Here is a 13,604-nt window from a genome sequence, read left to right on the forward strand (position 1 = left end):
GAAGAGGGATCGGCGACCCCAGAGATTTGCGAGAACGAAGTCGGATCACCGCCATGGACGACCACAAGCCTGCTTCCGAGCGCGTCTACGAGACCCCGCCGACCGGCCGCCCGATCGACGAGGCGGAGGCCGCGCGGGCTGCGGGGCTCGCGCACAACGAGCACCTGAAGATCGCGAGCGGCTATCTCCGCGGCGGCTTGGCCGACGGGCTGCTCAAGCACGCCACCGGCGCGATCTCCGACGATGACGGCCAGCTCGTAAAGTTCCACGGGATGTACCTGCAGGACGATCGCGACCTGCGCCCGGAGCGGACCAAGAAGAAGCTCGACAAAGCCTACGCCTTCATGATCCGCCTGCGCATCGCCGGCGGCGTCATCAGCCCGAAGCAGTGGCTGGCGCTGGACGACATCGCCACGACCTATGCCGGCGACGCGATCCGCGCGACGACGCGCCAGACCTTCCAGTATCACGGCGTGATCAAGTCGAACCTCAAGCGCACCATGGCGGCGATCGACGCCGCGCTGCTCGACACCATCGCCGCCTGCGGCGACGTCAACCGCAACGTCATGGCCGCGACCAACCCAGCCCAGACCCACGCGCACGCCGCGGCCTACGAGCTGGCCAAGGACATCTCCGATTCGCTGCTGCCGCGGACCAACGCCTGGCGCGAGATCTGGCTCGACGGCGAGAAGGTCGTCGGCGGCGAGGAGGAGTTCGAGCCGGTCTACGGCAAGACCTACCTGCCGCGGAAGTTCAAGATCGTCGTCGCGGTGCCGCCCTCGAACGAGGTCGACGTCTTCGCGCACGACCTCGGCTTCATCGCGATCCTCGACAAGGCCAACAAGCTCACCGGCTGGAACGTCACCGTCGGCGGCGGCATGGGCATGACCCACGGCGAGCCGGACACTTTCCCGCGCACCGCCGACCTGATGCTGTTCTGCAAGCCGGACGAGGCGGTGAAGGTCGCCGAAGCGGTGATGACGGTGCAGCGCGACTGGGGCAACCGCACCAACCGCAAGAACGCCCGGCTCAAGTACACGATCGAGCGCTACGGCCTGAAGGCGTTCCGCGCCGAGGTCGAGGCGCGCGTCGGCAAGACCTTCGCCGACCCGAAGCCGTTCGCCTTCACCGGCAACGGCGACCGCTACGGTTGGACCGAAGGCGACAACGGCCGCCACCACCTGACGCTGTACGTGCCGTCGGGCCGGATCAAGGATTACGAGGACGGCCCCAAGTTCCTGAGCGGCCTGCGCCGGATCGCCACCGAGCACGAGGGCGACTTCCGCCTCACCGGCAACCAGAACGTGATCATCGCCAACGTGCCCTCCGAGAAGCGGGCGGCGATCGAGGCGCTCGTCGACGAATACGGCCTCACCAAGGGCGCCGGCGCCCTGCGGCGCAACTCGATCGCCTGCGTCGCGCTGCCGACCTGCGGCCTCGCCCTGGCCGAGAGCGAGCGCTACCTGCCCGACCTGATGACCGAGCTGGAGGCGAGCCTCGCCCGCCACGGCCTGCAGGACGACGAGATCACGATCCGCTCGACCGGCTGCCCGAACGGCTGCGCCCGCCCGTTCATCGCCGAGATCGGCCTCGTCGGCCGCGGCCCCGAGCGCTACCACCTCTACCTCGGCGCCGCCTTCGACGGCTCGCGCCTGGGCAAGCTCTACCGCGAGGACGTGAAGGCCGACGAGATCCGCGACACCCTCGACCCGCTCTTCGCCGACTACGCGCGCGGCCGCAATCCGGGCGAGCGCTTCGGCGACTACCTCGTCCGCGCCGGCCACGTGGCGAAGACCACCAACGGGCCCGACTTCCACGACAACATCGGCGCGCTGAAGCCCGCCGCCTGACGCGAAACCGCCTCCGCGCCGCGAGCGTTCGGAAACCTCGGCTCGCACCTCGCGTTGCGCTGCATCGGCGTAACCCGGGGGCGACCATGAGTGATGCGAAGGCGATCCGCTACGCGGTGGTCGGCGGCGGCTGGATCTCGCAGGCCGCCTTCATGCCGGCGGTGGCGCAGACCGGCAATTCCACGATCACGGCGCTGGTCACCGGCGATCCGGAGAAGGCCGCTTCGCTCGGCGAACGCTATCGCCTGACCACCTTCTCCTACGACCGCTACGCCGAGGCGCTGGCCTCCGGGCTGTTCGATGCGGTCTACCTCGCGCTGCCGAACGGGATGCACCGCGACTACGCCGTGCCCGCGCTGGAGGCCGGCATCCATGTGCTGCTCGAGAAGCCGATGGCGACGAGCGTCGCCGAGTGCGAGGCGATCATCGCCGCGGCCGAGCGCGGCAACGCCCGGCTGATGCTGGCCTACCGCCTGCACTTCGAGCCCGGCACCCTCGACGCGATCGAGCGGGTGCGGACCGGCGCGATCGGCGAGCCGCTGGTCTTCACCGCGACCTTCGGCCAGCACGTCGCGACCGAGAACCACCGCGCGCACCAGGGCTACTGGGCCGGGCCGGTGCCGGACATGGGCACTTACCCGATCAACGCCGTGCGCAACCTGTTCGCCGACGAGCCGGTCGAGGTCCACGCCCACGGTGCCCGCCGGCCGGGAAGCCCCTACGCCTTCCACGGCACCGTCGCGGTCACGCTCCGCTTCCCCGGCGACCGCCTCGCGCAGTTCACCGTCTCCTACGAGACCGACTCGGTCGACGCCTACCGCATCGCCGGGACCGAGGGCGACCTCCTGATGGCGCCGGGCTTCACCTTCGGCCAGTCGCTCGCGGGTGAGCTGACCCGTGGCGGCGAGACCGAAGCCCTGTCCTATCCGAGCGTCGACCAGTTCGGGGCCGAGACGCGGTACTTCTCGGATTGCATCCTGAACGGCCGCGTGCCGGAGCCGGACGGCGAGGAGGGGCTGGCCGACGTCCGCATCCTCGCCGCGATCGAGCGCGCGCTCGAGACCGGCCAGCCGCAGGCCCTCGCGCCGATGCGACGCCGGACGCGGCCGGACGCGTCGCAGGCGATCGCGCTGCCCGAGATCACGCCCCCGGACCTCGTCAACGCTGCCAAGCCGGGCGGCTGAACGCGGCGAGCGGCCGGCGTTGCGACCGGCCTCGCTCTCAACCAGCCCGGCGGGCTGAAGCGATCGCGCCGAGTGGACCACGTAAGCAGCAAGCTCTTGGGATCACGCGGCGGTCTGGGGTGTCGCTGCTCGGCATCTCGGCACCAGGGACGCGCGGGAGGCGGCGATCGACGAAGCGCCCAGCTCAAGCGCGTCGGAACAAGGTTCGTCGTGCGTCGCCATGTTGCCTCGCAGCAAACACTTGCTGCCCTGCAAAGACCAAAGCTTGACGGTAAGATGCGGATAAATCTCCGCGCGCGTCGAACGAAGTCGGGCCGTGCTCGTTATCCCGAAAATCCGTACGGGACCGAGACATGGCCAAGCACGAAATCCTCGGATACTTCGAACACCGCCGCGACGGCGCCTGGGTCTGCGTCCGCCCGTTCACGCTGACGACCAAGAGCGCGGCGGTCGACATCCGCCAGGGCATGCGCTTCGACTACGGCAAGCGCGTCGGCGGCGTCGACCTCGCGGAATACCTCGAGCAGCTCGGCTCGCAGTTCGGTTCGTAAGCCGTCTGCTTTTTCGGCGTTCGATCGATCAGGGTGATGCGGGCCCTCCGGCCCGCATCGGTCACAAGCGATAGGCGGTCCGGCAGCCGCCCCAGTGGCGCCCGTTGATCTTCAGCGGTGCGTCGACCTCGGTCACCATGATGATCTGGGTACCGAGTTCGCGCCGGTAGACCTGAAGCGTCACCGGCCGCATCGAACGCGCCGCCGTGATGCCGGTCCGGTCGTCGAAGATCCGCAGGTTCCGCGCGTTGACGTGGTTCCACATCGGGTCGTCGCTGCGCTGCGGCTGCGAGTAGACCCGGTTGTGGAACGGCAGGAAGCCGTTGCGGTCGGTCAGGATGCAGAACATCATCCGCTCGTCCCGCCCGAGTTCCGCCTCGAGGATCGGTCCGAGCAACCGCACGATCGGCTCGACCGAGCGCGTCATGAACTGCGCCGGGTTCGAGCCGGCGATCGGCTGGTAGTCGGTGTCGAACAGGGCCGCCTCCGACACGCGCCCCGCGGCCAGCTCTCCTTCGAGGATCGACGCGGCCTGCGCCGCCAGGGCCTGGACCTTGACGATCAGGGGCGCGTGCTCCGCGTGGATCGACGCGATCTTCGCCAGCAGCTTGTCGCGGAACGCGCCGTCGTTCGCCTGGAACGCGCAGTGCACCCCCATCGCGCTCGTCGCCACCACCTGCGCCTGGACCACACCGACGGTGTTGATCGCGATGGCGATGCCGGCGCCGACCGCGATGGCTTCCCCCTCCGGCGTGCGCAGCAGGACGCCGCCCTCGCTCAGATCGACCGTGCGGGTGCTGCGCCCATCCGGCAGGCGGACCTCGAGGTCGGCCGGGTAACGATCGAACCGGCGCCGGTCGCCGAGTTCGCTCTGGCGGACTACGGTGACGAAGCGCTGGCCCAGGCGGCCGGCCTGCTCGGCCGCGGACGCGGTGGCCGACTGCATGCGCTCCGCCTGGCGGTCGAGGTCGAACGCGGCGGCGCTGGCCGAGCCCGCATCCGCGTCGAGATGCGCGACGAGGTCCGAGGTGCGGGTCGCCTCGTCGACGATGCTCGTGACCGTGCGGGCCTGGATGTCGGCGATCTCCCGGACGCTGGCGAAGGACGGGCGCACCGATTCGATGGCCCCGGCAGCGGCCTCGATCGCTGCGCCGGAGGCGGCGGCGCCTTCCCGGAGGCGCAGGACGCGGGTCCGCACCTCCTCGGCCGCCCGCGCCGTCTCGACCGAGAGCGCCTTGACCTCGGCGGCGACGACCGCGAAGCCGCGCCCGGCCTCGCCGGCGCGGGCGGCCTCGATCGTGGCGTTCAGCGCGAGCAGGTTCGTCTGCCGCGCCACCGCGGCGATCGTGTCGACGATGCCGGCGATCTCGTTGCCGGCCTGGGCCAGCGTCGCGATCAGGGCGCGCGCCTCGGAGCCGCGATCGCCGGCATGGTCGAGATGGCCGCCGGCCTGCGACATGGCCGCGGCGGTCTGGCTCGCGAGGGTCGACAGGCTTCCGGTCTGGCCGGCGAGGCTCGCGGTCGCGGCGGCCGCGTTTCGCGAGACCTGGACGAGGTCGTCCATCTGCGCCCGGATCGCGGAGAGGCCGCCCTTCATCTCGGCGACGTCGCTCTGCGCGGTCTCGATCGAGCGGCTCACCCCTTCGATCGCGGAGCGGACGTCTTCCTCGATGGCGTTCACGACGTCGCCGTCGAGGCGCGCCGCGACGGCCGCCACGGGCTTGGGCTGCTCGGCCGCCTCCATTGGCGTGGAGGCGTCGATGGTGCGCGCTGGGGCTCTGGTTCTGAACTGGAACAGCATACCCTCAGATGTGACTGAAGTCCGCTACCATCCTGTTAACGTTGCCGAGATTTCCCGAGAGATGCGGTCGAAACGGCCGGTCGCGGTTCAGGCGCCGCCCCACTGCATCGTCAGGCCGCCGTCGACGACGAGGGTGTGCCCGGTGACGTAGTCGGCATCGTCGCTGCTGAGGTAGAGGATCGCCTTGGCGATGTCGTTGGGCTGCCCGGCGCGATGCCACGGGATCCGCTCGAGCGACTTGTCGAGCACCTTCGGGTCCTCGAAGCGGTCGGCGGTCATCGGCGTCTCGATCAGGCCGGGCGCGACGTTGTTGACGTTGATCTTGTCCTCGGCGAGCTCGCGCGACAGGCTTCGGCAGAGCGATCCGACGCCCGCCTTCGACATGCCGTAGGGCGCGCTTTCCGGCGTCGGCAGGTGCTGCGCGACCGACGAGACCATCACGATCTTGCCGCGGCCGCCCTGCACCCGGCGCAGCTTGATGAAGGCGCGGGCGCAGAACAGCGGCCCCATCAGGTTCACGCGCAGGATCTGCTCCAGCCGCGCATCCTCCATGTCCGCCACCGCCATCCCGCTCATCGCCTGCCCGGCATTGGCCACCAGGATGTCGATCGGCCCCAGGTCGCTGGCGATGCGGTCGAAGGTGGCGGTGACGGAGGCCGGGTCGCCGACGTCGTTCTGGATCACCAGCGCCCGGCGCCCGGTCTCCTCGACCAGGCGCGCGGTCTCGGCGATGCCGTCCGCGTCGGTGTTGTAGGTGATCGCGACGTCCGCGCCGTGCTGCGCGAACAGGAGTGCGGTGGCCCGGCCGATCCCGGAATCCGCACCGGTGATCAGGGCCTTCTTGCCTTCGAGCTTCATCGGTGCCGGCTTCGCTGCTGGAGGTGGTCCGGCCCCGCCATCGGGCCGTTTCAGCGGGCCAATTCGGGCGTCGCGGCCCGGTTCCTCACAGGTGCGCGGTCCGACATTTTGACGCTTTGCCGGATTGCGGCATACGCTCGGTCCATGACCATCGCCGTCGACCTAGAACGCATCCAGAGCGACGAGAGCGCGCCGACGACGCGCTGCCGGATCCTGGCGACGGCCGAGCGCTCGTTCCGCGAGATCGGCTACCAGAAGACCACCGTCGCCGACATCGCCAAGACGCTGAAGATGAGCCCGGCCAACGTCTACCGGTTCTTCGACTCGAAGAAGGCGATCAACGAGGCGGTGGTCGAGCGCCTGGTCGGCGAGGTCGAGGCGCTGATCTCGACGATCGCCGACGCCCCGGGCTCGCGCGCCGCGGACCGCCTGACGGCGGTGATCGGGGCCTTGTACCGCGACACCTCCGAGCGCTGCCGCGCCTTCCCGCGCATGCACGAGATGATCGAGGCGGCGATGAGCGAGAGCTGGGAGGTCTGCCGCCATCACGTCGACCGGATCGGGGCGGTGTTCGAGCGGATCGTCGTCGACGGCGTCGCGCGCGGCGAGTTCGAGACGGACGATCCAGCCGGCACGGCGCGCTGCCTGCACACGGCGATCGCGCGCTACAGCCATCCGCTGCTGGTCAGCCAGTATCCCGACGCGCCCATGCCGGATCTCGACGTGATGATCGCGTTCCTGCTGCGAAGCCTCCGACCGGCCGGCCGCTGAGACGGGTCGGTCACTCCGATGCGGGGTTGGCCGGCTCCGGCGCGATGCCGACGTTCGGCTGCTCGCCGTCGTAGCCCTCGATGATCAGGATGTCGGCGTCGGCGCCGTTCTTCTGCTTGGCGCGCGCGGCCTGGTAGCTGTCCGACTTCCAGCAGGCGAGCGCGTCGTCGTAGCTCGCGAACTCGATCACCACGTTGCGGGCACGCGCCGTCCCGGTCACCGCCTCGAAGCGTCCGCCGCGCACGAGGAAGCGGCCGCCGAACTCGGCGAAGGCGGCGCCGTTCGAGGCGGCGTAGTCCTTGTAGGCCTCCGCGTCCCGCACATCGACCCGGACGATCCAGTAGCCGCGCGTCATTCTCGTCACTCCTGTGCTGCCATCTCGGCGAGGATCGCTTGTGCCACGGCGCGCGGATCTGCGGCAGCGGTGATCGGGCGGCCGACGACGACGTGGTCGATGCCCGCCGCGCGCGCCTGGCCCGGGGTCATCACCCGCTTCTGGTCGCCGGCGGCGCTGCGGGCCGGGCGGATGCCCGGCGTCACGATCAGGCTGCTCGGGCCGACGACGGTGCGGACGGCCTCCGCCTCGAAGGCGCTGCAGACGATGCCGTCGATGCCGGCCTCGGCCGCCTGGAAGGCCCGGTGCGCTACGAGGTCGGAGATCGGCAGCGCGTAGCCGGATTCGCGCGCGTCGCCCTCGTCGTAGGAGGTAAGCACCGTCACCGCGAGGATCTTCAGGTCGGACGCGCCGCGCCCGCGCACCGCCGCGCGCATGGTCTGCGGGTAGGCATGCACCGTCAGGAAGGTCGCGCCGAGGCCGGAGAGCGCACGCACTCCCTCCTCCACCGTGTTGCCGATGTCGTGCAGCTTCAGGTCGAGGAAGACCTTGAGCCCGCGCGCGGCGAGTTCCGGCACCAGCGACAGGCCGCCGGCATAGGCCAGGCGGTAGCCGATCTTGTAGAACGTCGCCGCGTCCCCGATCCGGTCGATCAGCGCGCGGGCCGCCGCCGGGTCGTCGAGGTCGAGGGCGACGATGAGGCGGTCGCGCGGGTCGGTCGGGCTCGGGTTCGGCTGATCTCGCATCGCAGTTCCCGATCACGCGGCCGGGTGCGGTGTCAATCGCGCCCCCGCGGGGGCAGCCATGACACCGGAAGCCATGACTCCGTTCGCCGTGACCCCGCCCGCCATGACGCGGGCCACCTCGGCCTTCAGCACCGGCAGAAGCTCGGCTTCGAACCAGGGCTCCCGCTTGAGCCAGCCGTTGTTGCGCCAGGACGGATGAGGCAGCGGCAGCACACGCGGGGCACGCGGCTCGGCGAGGATCTGGCGCCAGCGCCGCACCGTGCCGGTGAGCCCGTCCGGCATCTTGCCGAGGTGCCACGCCTGCGCGTACTGGCCGATCACCAGGATGAGCTCGAGATGCGGCAGGCCGGCGAAGAGCTCGTCGCGCCAGCGCTCGGCGCATTCGCGCCGCGGCGGCTTGTCGCCGCCCTTGGCATCGAGCCCCGGGAAGCACGAGCCCATCGGCACGATCGACACCCGGCTCGCGTCGTAGAAGGCGGGCTCGTCGAGACCGAGCCAGGACCGGAGGCGCACCCCCGACGGGTCCATGAACGGGATGCCGGTGCGGTCCGCCCGCGTTCCGGGCGCCTGGCTGGCGATGCACAGCCGCGCCGTGGCGGTCCCCTGGACGATCGGGCGCGGCTCCTGCGGCAGCGGCGGCCCGTAGAGCGGCGCGTCGCGGCAGATCCGGCAGGCGCGCAGGCGCGCGGCGGTGCGGTCGAAGGCGGTGTCCATGCTGGATGCGACATGGGCACCGCGCCGCGCTTCGGCGAGCCCGGACCGACGCGACCAAAAGAAACGGCGCGGGACGAGGCCCGCGCCGTGGTTGCAGTTGGGTTCGAAGCTCTGGGAAGCGGGCCGACGCTACGCCCTGCCCCGCATCCGCGGCGTGTCGAACCTCACACGCCCTTCAAGCCGGCCAGGTCGAGCGGCAGCGAGCGCAGGCGCTGCCCGGTCGCGGCGAAGATCGCATTGGAGATCGACGGCGCGAGCACCGGCACGCCCGGCTCGCCGATGCCGGTCGGTGCCGCCGAGGACGGCATGATGTGGACCTCGACCACGGGCATCTCGCTCATGCGCGTCGGCTCGTAGGTGTCGAAGTTCTTCTCCTGCACCACGCCGTCCTTGAGGGTGATGCGGTTGCGCAGCACCGACGACAGCGCGAAGCCGACCGCGCCCTCGACCTGGGCGCGGATCACGTCCGGGTTCACCGCCACGCCGACGTCGACCGCCGCGACGATGCGGTTGACCTTCACCTTGGCGTCCTCCGCCGTGATGTCGGCGACCATCGCCACGTAGGAGCCGAACGATTCGTGGGCGGCGATGCCGAGGCCGCGGCCCTTGCCGTTGGCCTTGCTGCCGGCGTCCCAGTCCGCCTTCTCGGCGGCGAGCTTGAGGACGCCCGAGAGGCGCGGGGCTCCGGTCAGAAGCGAGAGCCGGTAGGCGAGCGGGTCGACGTCGGCGGCATGCGCCAGCTCGTCGATGAACACCTCCATCGCCTGCGCGGTGTGGCTGTGCCCGACCGAGCGCCACCACAGGACCGGCACGCCCTCGCGGGCGTTGTGGACCTCGAAGCGGTAGGCCGGGAGCGCGTAGGCGGTGTCGGAGGCGCCCTCGACGGTGGTCGAATCGATGCCGTTCTTGACGATCATCGCCTCGAACGGCGAGCCGATCATGATCGACTTGCCGATCATCACGTGCTGCCATCCGACGATCCCGCCCTTGGCGTCGAGCCCGGCGCGGACCTTGTGGTAGACCGTGGGGCGGTAGTAGCCGCCGGACATGTCGTCCTCGCGGGTCCAGACGAGGTGGACCGGCGCCTTGGCCCGGGTCGCCTTGAGGATGGTCGCGGCCTCGGCGATGTAGTCGGCGGTCGGCGTCGCGCGCCGGCCGAACGAGCCGCCGGCCCATTGCGTGTGCAGGCGGACCTTGTCGGTGGTGGTGCCCATCACGGCGGCGACCGCGGCCTGCTCGATCGTCTGGAACTGCAGGCCGGCATAGACGTCGTAGCCGCCGTCCGACGCCTGCTCGATCGTCGCGTTCAGCGGCTCCATCGCGGCGTGCGCCAGGTAGGGGAAGGTGAACTCCGCCTCCAGGACCTTGGCCGCGCCCTTGATGCCGGCCTCCGCGTCGCCGCGCTCGGAGGCGACGAGGCCGGGGCGCTTGGCCTGCTCGCGGTAGCCGGCGAGGATCGCGTCGGAGGAGTGCGTCTCGGCCGCGCCGTCGTCCCACACCACCTTCAGCGCCTCGCGGCCCTTCATCGCCGACCAAGTGTCCTTGGCGACGACCGCGACGCCGGAGGGAATCGCGACGACGTCGACGACGCCCGCGACCTTGCGGGTCGCGGCGTCGTCGAAGCTCCTCACCGTGCCGCCGAAGCGCGGCGGGCGGGCGACGACGGCGGTGACCTGGCCGGGCCGACGGATGTCGAAGGCGTAGACGGCGCTGCCGTCGGTCTTGGCCGCGGAATCCAGGCGCGGCGTACGCTGGCCGATCAGCGTCCACTGGCTCGGGTCCTTCAGGCGCGGCTCCTGCGGCACCGGAAGCTTCGCGGCGGAGGCCGCCAGCTCGCCGAACCGGGCCTGCCGGCTCGAGGCCGCGTGCCGGACGACGCCGTTCGCGACGGTGATCTCGGCCGCCGGCACCTTCCACTGGTAGGCGGCGGCCGCGACCAGCATCTCGCGGGCGGCGGCGCCGGCCTTGCGCAGCTGGAACCAAGAATTGGCGATCGCCGTCGAGCCGCCGGTTCCCTGGATCGGGCCCATCAGCAGGTTGTTGTAGCGGGCGGCGTCGGCCGGCGCGAACTCGGTGCGCACCCGCGACCAGTCCGCATCGAGCTCGTCGGCGAGGATGGTGGCGAGGCCGGTGGTGTTGCCCTGCCCCATGTCGAGGTGCTTGATGATCACCGTCACGGTGTCGTCGGCGCCGATCCGCACGAAGGCGTTCGGATCGGCCTTAACCCCCGACAGGTCGGGGCCGGCGGCGGCGCGGGCGGTGTTCTTCAGATCGAGGCGGAAGCCGATGACGATCGCGCCCGTCGCGGCGGCGCCGCCGGCGAGGAAGCTGCGGCGGGTCGCGCGCGGGGAGCGCGGGTCCGTCTGACGGATCTTCAGCATGGCGTGGCTCCGGTCAGTTCGAGAACGGGCGAAGGGCGTTCGAAGGGGGCGAGCGACGGGCCGTGCGATCCGCGCGAAGGGACGCGCGGACGAGCCGGATCAGGCGAGGGTGCGGGCGGCCTCGTGGATCGCCGCGCGGATGCGCTGATAGGTGCCGCACCGGCAGATGTTGCCGTCCATCGCGCCGTCGATGTCGGCCTCGGACGGTTTCGGGTTGTCGGTGAGAAGGCCGATCGCGGACATGATCTGGCCGGACTGGCAGTAGCCGCACTGGACGACGTCGAGCTTGCGCCACGCGCCCTGCACCGCCTCCGCGACGCGGCCCGAGATGCCCTCGATCGTCGTGATCTTGGCCTCGCCGACGTCGCCGATTTTCGTCTGGCAGGAGCGGACCGGCTGGCCGTCGAGATGGACCGTGCAGGCGCCGCACTGCGCGATGCCGCAGCCGTACTTGGTTCCGGTCTTGTCGAGGTGGTCGCGCAGCGCCCAGAGCAGCGGCATCTCGGGATCGGCGTCGACGGTGTGCCGGACGCCGTTCACGGTGAGGTTCAACATCCGAGATCTCCCGCGCGCAGAGCTTATGCCGTCGATGGCTAATCCTCGGACGCATCCACAAGATGTGCGTCCGCGCACGAACCGCGAACGGTCCGGAACGTCAGTGCACGCTTCGCGCGATGGCGACAATCCTCGCCCTCGCGGCAGGCCGTTCTTAACACATCCCGCGCATCGTCGATCCGCCGCATGTTGCGGTCGGGCACCCCGCACCGGCGCCCCCTACGTCCAGCCTTCGAAGAGGCCGATGTCCGAACTGACGGTCGAGATGGTGCAGCGCGGCCGCGGTCCTTCGTCGGAGGAGGCCGTGCGCCGCCGTGGCGTCGCGCGCGACATGCGCTCGGTCCGCGAGAAGCTGACCTCGAAGACGGGCCTCGAACGGGCGTTCGACTACGAGCTGCTGCGCCTCTACGCGCAGTATCGCGCCGGCGCCGGCATCCCGCTCGGGCTGTTCGCGATGGCGCTGGCCGGCGCCGCCTGCTTCTGGGTCGAGCCGCTGGTCGCGTCGCTCTGGGCGCTGTGCGCCTTCCTGATGATCACCCTCAACGCGTCGATGAGCCGGAGCTTCCTGCGCGCCGAGCCGGACACGGTGTCGCTCGCGCGCTGGCGCCGCCGCTTCGCCTTCGGCGAGGTGCTGCAGAGCCTGAGCTGGTCGGCTTTGATCGGGCTCGGCGCGGTCGGCGGCTGGCACTTCTCGATGTTCGGCCTGGTGATCGCGGCCGCGGTCGCGACGATGGTGGCCGCCACCGTTCCCGCCGCCGCCGTCGCCGCCCTGGTGCCGCTGGCGCTGGCGACCCTGTGCCTGCTCGCCTTCACCCGCCAAATGGACGCGGTGATGCTGGTCGCGATGGCGATCGGCTCGCAGATCTTCTTCCTCGGCCTTGCCCGCCGCATCTACACCTCGACCATCGGCGCGCTGCAGTCGCGGGCGGAGAAGGACGCGGTGTTCGGCGAGCTGGAGGAGGCCAAGGCCAATTCCGACGAGGCCCGGCGCCGGGCGGAGGAGGCGAACCTCGCCAAGTCGCGCTTCCTCGCCACCATGAGCCACGAGCTGCGCACGCCGCTCAACGCCATCCTCGGCTTCTCGGAGGTGATGAAGAACGAGGTCTTCGGCCCGCACACCGCGCCGAGCTACGGCGAGTATTCCAACGACATCCACGACAGCGGGATGCACCTCCTGAACCTCATCAACGAGATCCTGGACCTCTCGCGGATCGAGGCCGGCCGCTACGAGCTCAACGAGGAGGCGGTGAAGCTCGCCCACATCGTCGAGGAATGCCGCCACATGATGGGGCTCAAGGCGCGCGGCAAGAACCAGACCTTTCTGGACTTCGTCGACGAGACCCTGCCGCGGCTCTGGGCCGACGAGCGGGCGTTGCGGCAGGTGGTGCTGAACCTGCTCTCGAACGCGGTGAAGTTCACGCCGCCGGGCGGCGAGATCACGATCAAGGTCGGCTGGACCAGCTCCGGCGGCCAGTACGTCGCGGTCAAGGACAGCGGCCCCGGCATCCCGGAGGACGAGCTCGGCACCGTGATGTCCTCGTTCGGCCGCGGTTCGCTGGCGATCAAGACCGCGGAGCAGGGTTCCGGCCTCGGCCTGCCGATCGTGAAGGGCCTCGTCGACCTGCATGGCGGAAACTTCACGCTGAAGTCGAAGCCGCGCGAGGGCACCGAGGTGATCGTCACGCTGCCGGCGAGCCGTGTGATGGACACCCTCGCCGCCGTCGCCGTCGGCCCGGAGCCGGAGAAGCCCGCGGCGTCGGTCCGCGCCAAGCCCGCCGCCAGGGCCGCCTGACGCATCCCCAGGCGCGGTGAGGTCCGGCTCGCGCGAGGCGGATGCGACCCCGCACGATGCCCTGGCC

Annotated in this window: 12 protein-coding genes; 5 read left to right on the forward strand and 7 right to left on the reverse strand. The window is 70.7% G+C overall.

What is annotated here, in order from left to right; all coding sequences use genetic code 11:
• The first annotated feature begins 53 nt into the window (after nucleotides 1-53).
• The 3 genes from MKK70_RS23615 to MKK70_RS23625 all read left to right on the forward strand — a co-directional run bounded on the left by MKK70_RS23615 (nucleotide 54) and on the right by MKK70_RS23625 (nucleotide 3,585).
• A complete protein-coding gene (locus tag MKK70_RS23615) occupies nucleotides 54-1,850 on the forward strand; it encodes an NADPH-dependent assimilatory sulfite reductase hemoprotein subunit (RefSeq protein WP_243950304.1) in 1,797 nt (598 codons plus the stop codon).
• An 86-nt stretch (nucleotides 1,851-1,936) separates the two neighbouring features.
• Nucleotides 1,937-3,034 (forward strand): Gfo/Idh/MocA family protein, encoded by a 1,098-nt coding sequence (locus MKK70_RS23620; RefSeq protein ID WP_243950306.1) that lies wholly within the window; start codon nucleotides 1,937-1,939, stop codon nucleotides 3,032-3,034.
• A gap of 353 nt (nucleotides 3,035-3,387) precedes the next feature.
• Nucleotides 3,388-3,585 (forward strand): hypothetical protein, encoded by a 198-nt coding sequence (locus MKK70_RS23625; RefSeq protein WP_147842373.1) that lies wholly within the window; start codon nucleotides 3,388-3,390, stop codon nucleotides 3,583-3,585.
• 61 nt (nucleotides 3,586-3,646) lie between these two features.
• Here MKK70_RS23625 and MKK70_RS23630 read toward each other — a convergent pair whose 3' ends face one another.
• Both MKK70_RS23630 and MKK70_RS23635 read right to left on the reverse strand, forming a co-directional pair.
• Nucleotides 3,647-5,386 carry a methyl-accepting chemotaxis protein gene (locus MKK70_RS23630; protein ID WP_243950307.1) on the reverse strand — a complete coding sequence of 580 codons (1,740 nt, stop codon included), beginning with the start codon at nucleotides 5,384-5,386 and terminating at the stop codon, nucleotides 3,647-3,649.
• Nucleotides 5,387-5,473: 87 nt separating this feature from the next.
• Nucleotides 5,474-6,244 carry an SDR family NAD(P)-dependent oxidoreductase gene (locus tag MKK70_RS23635; protein WP_243950309.1) on the reverse strand — a complete coding sequence of 257 codons (771 nt, stop codon included), beginning with the start codon at nucleotides 6,242-6,244 and terminating at the stop codon, nucleotides 5,474-5,476.
• A gap of 144 nt (nucleotides 6,245-6,388) precedes the next feature.
• On the opposite strand from MKK70_RS23635, the gene MKK70_RS23640 reads away from it, so the two are divergent.
• A complete protein-coding gene (locus MKK70_RS23640) occupies nucleotides 6,389-7,015 on the forward strand; it encodes a TetR/AcrR family transcriptional regulator (RefSeq protein WP_243950311.1) in 627 nt (208 codons plus the stop codon).
• Nucleotides 7,016-7,025: 10 nt separating this feature from the next.
• Here the strand turns inward: MKK70_RS23640 and MKK70_RS23645 are convergent, their stop codons facing one another.
• From MKK70_RS23645 to MKK70_RS23665, 5 genes are all read right to left on the reverse strand, one after another.
• On the reverse strand, nucleotides 7,026-7,370 hold the full coding sequence (locus tag MKK70_RS23645) for a DUF1330 domain-containing protein (protein ID WP_147726031.1): 345 nt from the start codon (nucleotides 7,368-7,370) through the stop codon (nucleotides 7,026-7,028).
• Between the two features lie 5 nt (nucleotides 7,371-7,375).
• On the reverse strand, nucleotides 7,376-8,095 hold the full coding sequence (gene pyrF, locus MKK70_RS23650; protein WP_243950313.1) for an orotidine-5'-phosphate decarboxylase: 720 nt from the start codon (nucleotides 8,093-8,095) through the stop codon (nucleotides 7,376-7,378).
• Nucleotides 8,096-8,107: 12 nt separating this feature from the next.
• A complete protein-coding gene (locus tag MKK70_RS23655) occupies nucleotides 8,108-8,809 on the reverse strand; it encodes a uracil-DNA glycosylase family protein (RefSeq protein WP_243950315.1) in 702 nt (233 codons plus the stop codon).
• Between the two features lie 164 nt (nucleotides 8,810-8,973).
• Nucleotides 8,974-11,190 (reverse strand): xanthine dehydrogenase family protein molybdopterin-binding subunit, encoded by a 2,217-nt coding sequence (locus MKK70_RS23660; protein WP_243950316.1) that lies wholly within the window; start codon nucleotides 11,188-11,190, stop codon nucleotides 8,974-8,976.
• Between the two features lie 99 nt (nucleotides 11,191-11,289).
• Nucleotides 11,290-11,745 (reverse strand): (2Fe-2S)-binding protein, encoded by a 456-nt coding sequence (locus MKK70_RS23665; protein ID WP_243934384.1) that lies wholly within the window; start codon nucleotides 11,743-11,745, stop codon nucleotides 11,290-11,292.
• Nucleotides 11,746-11,989: 244 nt separating this feature from the next.
• On the opposite strand from MKK70_RS23665, the gene MKK70_RS23670 reads away from it, so the two are divergent.
• Nucleotides 11,990-13,537 (forward strand): sensor histidine kinase, encoded by a 1,548-nt coding sequence (locus MKK70_RS23670; RefSeq protein WP_243934386.1) that lies wholly within the window; start codon nucleotides 11,990-11,992, stop codon nucleotides 13,535-13,537.
• The last annotated feature ends 67 nt before the right edge of the window (nucleotides 13,538-13,604 follow it).

Source organism: Methylobacterium sp. E-041, from assembly GCF_022829665.1.
Lineage (GTDB): Bacteria > Pseudomonadota > Alphaproteobacteria > Rhizobiales > Beijerinckiaceae > Methylobacterium.

Excerpts from the sequence above, each read along its gene's own strand:
- MKK70_RS23625 (WP_147842373.1), top strand. The coding sequence starts at position 3,388 with ATGGCCAAGCACGAAATCCTCGGATACTTCGAACACCGCCGCGACGGC.
- MKK70_RS23640 (WP_243950311.1), top strand. The coding sequence starts at position 6,389 with ATGACCATCGCCGTCGACCTAGAACGCATCCAGAGCGACGAGAGCGCG.
- pyrF (WP_243950313.1), bottom strand. The coding sequence starts at position 8,095 with ATGCGAGATCAGCCGAACCCGAGCCCGACCGACCCGCGCGACCGCCTC.
- MKK70_RS23665 (WP_243934384.1), bottom strand. The coding sequence starts at position 11,745 with ATGTTGAACCTCACCGTGAACGGCGTCCGGCACACCGTCGACGCCGAT.
- MKK70_RS23670 (WP_243934386.1), top strand. The coding sequence starts at position 11,990 with ATGTCCGAACTGACGGTCGAGATGGTGCAGCGCGGCCGCGGTCCTTCG.
- MKK70_RS23655 (WP_243950315.1), bottom strand. The coding sequence starts at position 8,809 with ATGGACACCGCCTTCGACCGCACCGCCGCGCGCCTGCGCGCCTGCCGG.
- MKK70_RS23615 (WP_243950304.1), top strand. The coding sequence starts at position 54 with ATGGACGACCACAAGCCTGCTTCCGAGCGCGTCTACGAGACCCCGCCG.
- MKK70_RS23630 (WP_243950307.1), bottom strand. The coding sequence starts at position 5,386 with ATGCTGTTCCAGTTCAGAACCAGAGCCCCAGCGCGCACCATCGACGCC.
- MKK70_RS23620 (WP_243950306.1), top strand. The coding sequence starts at position 1,937 with ATGAGTGATGCGAAGGCGATCCGCTACGCGGTGGTCGGCGGCGGCTGG.
- MKK70_RS23660 (WP_243950316.1), bottom strand. The coding sequence starts at position 11,190 with ATGCTGAAGATCCGTCAGACGGACCCGCGCTCCCCGCGCGCGACCCGC.
- MKK70_RS23635 (WP_243950309.1), bottom strand. The coding sequence starts at position 6,244 with ATGAAGCTCGAAGGCAAGAAGGCCCTGATCACCGGTGCGGATTCCGGG.
- MKK70_RS23645 (WP_147726031.1), bottom strand. The coding sequence starts at position 7,370 with ATGACGCGCGGCTACTGGATCGTCCGGGTCGATGTGCGGGACGCGGAG.